This is a genomic window from Isoptericola sp. NPDC060257 (genome assembly GCF_042726645.1).
In the GTDB taxonomy this organism is placed as follows: Bacteria; Actinomycetota; Actinomycetes; order Actinomycetales; family Cellulomonadaceae; genus Isoptericola; species Isoptericola nanjingensis.
The window spans coordinates 1-5,903 of record NZ_JBHXAW010000276.1 but is presented as its reverse complement, the minus strand read 5'-3'; the positions used below and the strand labels follow the sequence as shown (position 1 = coordinate 5,903).

General features: G+C 73.3%; 4 protein-coding genes. 2 read left to right on the top strand and 2 right to left on the bottom strand.

What is annotated here, in order from left to right; translation table 11 throughout:
* Positions 1–354: inositol monophosphatase family protein (locus ACFWEK_RS17925; protein ID WP_430554901.1), on the bottom strand; the 354-nt coding region annotated here is incomplete at its 3' end.
* A gap of 141 nt (positions 355–495) precedes the next feature.
* Between ACFWEK_RS17925 and ACFWEK_RS17920 the strand changes: the two genes are divergently transcribed.
* Together ACFWEK_RS17920 and ACFWEK_RS17915 are read left to right on the top strand one after the other, a co-directional pair.
* Positions 496–1,464 (top strand): ABC transporter ATP-binding protein, encoded by a 969-nt coding sequence (locus ACFWEK_RS17920; RefSeq protein WP_430548347.1) that lies wholly within the window; start codon positions 496–498, stop codon positions 1,462–1,464.
* Positions 1,461–2,327 carry an ABC transporter permease subunit gene (locus ACFWEK_RS17915; protein ID WP_430548346.1) on the top strand — a complete coding sequence of 289 codons (867 nt, stop codon included), beginning with the start codon at positions 1,461–1,463 and terminating at the stop codon, positions 2,325–2,327. The genes ACFWEK_RS17920 and ACFWEK_RS17915 overlap by 4 nt, the downstream gene beginning before the upstream one ends.
* Before the next feature lie 16 nt (positions 2,328–2,343).
* Here the strand turns inward: ACFWEK_RS17915 and ACFWEK_RS17910 are convergent, their stop codons facing one another.
* Positions 2,344–5,748, bottom strand: a complete 3,405-nt coding sequence (locus ACFWEK_RS17910) for an efflux RND transporter permease subunit (RefSeq protein WP_430554900.1) — start codon at positions 5,746–5,748, stop codon at positions 2,344–2,346.
* Between the last annotated feature and the right edge of the window lie 155 nt (positions 5,749–5,903).

Below are 5,903 nucleotides of genomic sequence, written 5' to 3'. Positions count from 1 at the left end.
GACGGTCACCTCGCCGCCCTCCTCGAGCGCGACCAGGGTCTGCCACCGGTCGTCCCCCTCGACGAACACCAGCGTCCCGTCGATGCCGTCCAGCACCCACCGGCGGTGCCCCGCGCCGAGCACGCCCGTCTCCTCGCCGAGGAACGCGTCGTCGGGCCGCGCCGCGAGCAGCACGGCACGCACCCGTTCCTCGACCGCGAGGTCGGCCTCGGTCACGACGGACCCGTCGAGCTTGTGGTCCCGCGCCAGCTCCCGCGCGTGCGCGAAGTACCGCAGCCCGAGCTCGGCGCCGGAGAGCGCCGCCGCGAGGGCGAGGTCGAGGTCGAGGTCCCCGGGCAGGTCACGCACGTCCATGGCCGCAGCATGCCCGATCGACGCAGATCACCCGGCCCCTGCCCATGCCGCGGCGTCGACCCGCACGTAGGCTCGGGAAGGACCCGTGCTCCCCGTGACGACGGCATGACGACGGCACCCGAGAAGAACTCCAGGGGCGACATGATCGAAGCACACGGCCTGACCAAGCGCTACGGACCCAAGCTCGCGGTGGACGACGTGACGTTCACCGTGCGGCCGGGCACGGTCACGGGCTTCCTCGGCCCGAACGGCGCCGGCAAGTCCACCACGATGCGGATGATCATGGGCCTGGACCGGCCGACGACCGGCCGGGTCACCGTGAACGGCAGCCCCTACGCGCAGCACTCCCGGCCGCTGGCCGAGGTGGGCGCGCTGCTCGAGGCGAAGGCGGTGCACCCGGGGCGCACGGCGCGCCAGCACCTGCAGGCGCTCGCCGCCACGCACGGGATCGCGCCGGCGCGGGTGGACGAGGTGGTCGAGCTCACCGGCCTCTCGGCGGTGGCCCGCAAGCGCGTCGGCGGATTCTCCCTCGGCATGGGGCAGCGTCTCGGCATCGCGGTGGCGCTGCTGGGCGACCCGCGCACGCTCATCCTCGACGAGCCCGTCAACGGCCTCGACCCGGAGGGCGTGCTGTGGGTGCGCAACCTCGCCCGCTTCCTGGCGGGCGAGGGCCGCACGGTGTTCCTGTCCAGCCACCTCATGAGCGAGGTGGCGCTCACCGCCGACCACGTCATCGTCATCGGGCGGGGGCGGATCCTCGCGGACATGCCGGTGCAGCAGCTGGTCGACGGTGCCTCCCGCCGCCTCGTGCGGGTGCGCTCGCCGCAGGCCACCGACCTCGCAGAAGTCCTGCGGCGCGAGGGCGGCGACGTCGCCCCGGCCGACGACGGCGTCCTCGAGGTCACCGGCGTCGAGGCCGCCCGGGTGGGCGAGCTCGCCGCCGCGGGCGGCGTCGTCCTGTACGAGCTGACCCCGGTGTCCTCCACCCTCGAGGAGGCCTACCTCGAGCTCACCGCCGACTCGGTCGAGTACCAGGCCGAGGCCCTGGACGACGCCGCCCCGGCGACGGCTGCCGGGACCGGCGCGACGACGGACGGAGCGCCTCGATGACCGCCACACCCGCCCGCGAGACCGCGCCGGCCGTCGTCGTGCACCGCGTGACCTTCGGCCGCGTGCTGCGCGGCGAGTGGATCAAGTTCCGCACCCTGCGCTCCACGGTATGGACCGTGGTGATCACGGCCGTCGTCATGGTGGGGCTGGCGCTCATGATGGCCGCGATCATGCGCGTGGCCGCCGACACCCCCGAGATGTCCGAGGGCATGTCGCAGGACCCGGGGCTCCAGGCGATCGGCCTCACCGGCACGACGATCGTGACGTTCGGCTACTCGTTCGGCGCGCTGGCCGTGGGCGTGCTCGCGTCGCTGATCGTCACCAGCGAGTACTCCACCGGCACCGTGCGCTCGACGTTCGCCGCCGTGCCGCGCCGGCTGCCCGTGCTCTGGGCCAAGCTGGTCGTCATCGTGCTGACCACCGCCGTGGTGGTCGCCGTCGCGCTCGCGATCGCGTACGTCGCGACCGCGCCGCTGCTGGACGAGGCCGGGCTGAGCGTCGACCTGTCCGACGGCGAGCAGGTGCGCGCGCTGGCGGGCTGCGTGCTCTACCTGGCGACGGTGGCCGCGTTCGCGCTCGCCGTCGGCACCCTGATGCGGCACAGCGCGGGCGCGATCTTCACGATCGTCGCCCTCTTCTTCGTGGTGCCGCTGATCTTCAACATCGTCGTCCAGGCCACCGACGCCGCGTGGACGGACTGGGTGAACAAGCTGCTGCCCAGCGTCGCCGGGGAGCGGATCATCTCCCGCGGCATGGAGACGGACGCGCTGCTCGACCCGTGGGTCGGCTACGCCGTCCTCGTCGGGTACACCGTGGTGCTGCTCGTCGCCGCGGCGATCACGCTCAAGCGCCGGGACGCCTGACCGCCGCCCACCACGATCAGGCGGGGTCGGTGCCCGCCTGGCGACGGGCGACGGCGGCGGCCTCCTCCGCCGCCTCCGCCTTCTCCGCGGCGCGCGCCGCGGCCCGCTCGGCCTTCTCTGCCTTGCGCACCACGCGCGAGTCGCGCTTGGTCCCGCGGCGCTCCTTGCGGCGCTCGATGAGCTCGTAGAGCACGGGCACCACGAACAGCGTGAGCAGCGTCGAGGAGATGAGCCCGCCGATGACCACCAGCGCCAGCGGCTGGCTGATGAACGACCCGCCGCCAGTGAGCCCGATCGCCATCGGCGTCAGCGCGAAGATCGTCGCCAGCGCCGTCATGACGATGGGGCGCAGACGCTTGCGGGCGCCCTCGCGCACGGCCTCGTCCAGCGACCGGGGGTGCCCGTGCGCCGGGTCCCGGTACTGGTTGATGAGGTCGATGAGCACGATCGCGTTCGACACCACGATGCCGACGAGCATCAGCACGCCGATGAGCGCCGGGACGCCCAGCGGGGTGTCGGTGGCGAGCAGGGCCAGCAGCGCGCCGGTGGCCGAGAACGGCACCGAGACCAGCAGGATCAGCGGCTGCACCAGCGACCCGAAGGTCGCGACCATCACCAGGTAGACGATGGCGATCGCGGCCACGAGGGCCAGGCCCAGGTCGGAGAACGCGTCGGCCTGGTCCGCCGCGACGCCGCCGATCTCGACGGTCGCGCCGGCGGGCAGGTCGAGGTCGTCCGTCGCGGCCGTGATGTCGGCGCTGAGCGTGCCGACGTCCTGCGTCTCGGGCGTCACCGACACGGTCGCGGACCGCTGGCCGTCGGTGCGGGAGATCGACGTCGGCACGTCGACCTTCTCGACCGTCGCGACGTCGGTGAGCGGCACCATGCCGGCGGCGGTCGGGACCTCGAGGTCCTCGATCTCGGCCTGGGTGGCGGGGGCGTCGCCGGTCTTCACGACGACGTCGATCGGGCCGTCGCCGAGGTCCACCTCGCCGGCGGTCTGCTCCGGGTCCATCGCGCCCGACACGATGCCGGACACCTGGGTCTCGGTCAGGCCCGCCTCGGCGGCCTTCTCGCGGTCGACGGACACCTGCACGACCTGCTGCGCGGCGGAGAGGTCGTTGGTCACCTCGGCCACGCCGTCCAGGTCGGACACCGCGTCGGTGACCTGCTGGGCCGCGGACTCGAGGTCGTCGCTGTCGTGCGCCTGCACGACGAGGTCCACGGTGGTGGAGCCGAAGCCGGAGTCCCCGCCGGAGACGCTGACCTCGGTCGTGACGCCGGTGTCGGCCAGCGGCTCGACGGCGTCGCGGATCTCGCTCTGCGCCTGGACGCCGTCGGCGTCGGCGTCGGCGTCGAGGGTGATCGCGAAGGTGGCCTGCGGCGCGGACCCGCCGCCCATGAACGCGGCCATCGCGGCGTCGCCGGAGCCGACCGTGGTCTGCACGCTCTCGACGGCGTCGACGCCGGCCAGGGCGTCCTCGACCTCGCCCGCCGCGGCGTCCTGCGCCTCGAGGGACGCGCCGGTCTCGAACGTCTGCGTCACGGTGACGGTGTCCTGGCCGGAGTCCCCGATGAAGTTGGTCTCCAGGCGGGGCACCAGCGCGAGCGTGCCGCCGAGGACGGCGACCGCGACGACGAGGGTGACCCACGGGTGGCGCAGCGCGGCCCCGAGGCTGGGCACGTACGCGCGCTGCCACAGCCCGCGGCGCTCCTTGGCCTCGGCGGCCTCGCGGACGCGCTCCGCCTCGGCCGGGTCCGTGGCGACGGCGGGCGCCTTGACGAACCAGTACGCGAGCACGGGCACGATCGTCAGCGCCACGACCAGCGACGCGAGCATCGCGATCGCGACCGTCATCGCGAAGGGCCGGAACAGCTCGCCCACCATGCCGCCGACCAGCGCGATCGGGAGGAAGACGGCGACCGTGCTGATGGTCGACGCGGTGATCGCGCCGCCCACCTCGCGCACGGCGGTGAGGATGGCGGCCTTCTTGTCCTCGCCGTACGACAGGTGTCTCTTGATGTTCTCGATGACCACGATGGCGTCGTCGACGACGCGGCCGATCGAGATCGTCAGGGCGCCCAGCGTGAGGATGTTGAGCGTGTAGCCCGTGGCGTTCATGACCACGAAGGTCACGGCCAGCGACAGCGGGATCGACACGGCCGACACGAGGGTGGAGCGCAGCGAGACGAGGAACACGAGGATGACGATCACGGCGAACAGCAGGCCGAGCCCGCCCTCGGTGGCGAGGCCCTCGATGGACTCCTCGATGAACGGCGCCTGGTCGAACACGACGGCGGTGGTGACCCCGGCGTCCTCGAGTTCGGGCTTCAGGTCGTCCATCGCGTCCTGGACGGCGTGGGAGACGTCGACGGTGTTGCCGTCCGGGGTCTTGGTGATGGCGACGCCCAGCGAGGACTCGCCGTCGAGCCGGGAGTGCGACGTCGCCTCGACCGGCACGACCTTCACGGTGGCCACGTCGGCGAGCGTCACGGGCTCGGAGGCGGCCGGGGTCTGCGGGGCGGTGGCGCCCTCGGCGCCCTGCGCGGGGTCCTGCGCGGAGCCGTCGGCCGCGGGCGGGGCGCCCGTGCCGTCGCCGACCTCGCCGGTGGTGCCGCCGGTCGCGTCGCCCGCGCCCGTCGTCGCGCCCGCGGCGGCCGGGTCGGGCACGAGCGGCAGCGCCTTGAGCTCCTTGACGCTGTCGATGCTGGAGCCGGCCTGGACGGAGTAGGTGACGTCGTCGTCGGTGATGGTGCCCGCCGGGAGCACCACGCCGTTGTCCTTGAGCACGTCGGCGACGTCCTGCGTCGTGAGGCCCGCCTCGGCGAGCTTCTTCGTCTTGACGTCGACCAGCACCTGGTCGGTCTCGCCGCCGGTGACGGCGACGGAGCGCACGCCGTCCAGGTCCTCGAGCGCGGGCACGACGACGCTGTCGACGGTGTCCGCGAGCGCCGCGGCGTCCACGTCCTCGTCCGTGTCCTGGCTCGCGGCGGCCGCGAGCTGGATCACGGGCAGGTCGTCGAGCGAGCCCGTGACGACCTGCGGCTCGACGTCCTCCGGGAGCTGGGACTGGATGCGGGTGACGGCGGTCTGGAGCCGCTGGGTGGCCGCGTCCATGTCGGTGCCGTACTCGAACTGCACGGTGGTGACCGAGCTGCCGGTGGACGCCGTCGAGCCGACGGACTCGATGCCCTCGACGGACTGCGCGGCGGCCTCGAGCGGCTCGGTGACGCGCTGCTCGACGACCTCCGGCGACGCGCCCGGGTAGGTCGCGACGACCGCGCCCGCCGGGAGCTCCAGGGACGGGATGAGCTCCTGCTTGAGGGAGCCCAGGCTCATCGCCCCGAAGACGAAGATCGCGATCGTCGCGAGGGCGACGACGGCGCGGTTCGCCAGGGACAGGCGGGCAAGTCGGAACACGCTCACTCCAGACGGGCGGTCGGCAGGTGGGGCACGACTCCGCTGTCGTGACGCTTGGGCTGAACGGACGATACGCCGCCCGAGTTCCCCGGCACATCGTCCGAAAGTCGGACGGCGGCCCACGGAGAGCCGAAGGGCGCCGGGCGGTGCTCCGC

Bases quoted from the DNA above. Each gene is read 5' to 3' on its own strand.
- ACFWEK_RS17920 (WP_430548347.1), top strand. From the start codon at position 496: ATGATCGAAGCACACGGCCTGACCAAGCGCTACGGACCCAAGCTCGCG.
- ACFWEK_RS17915 (WP_430548346.1), top strand. From the start codon at position 1,461: ATGACCGCCACACCCGCCCGCGAGACCGCGCCGGCCGTCGTCGTGCAC.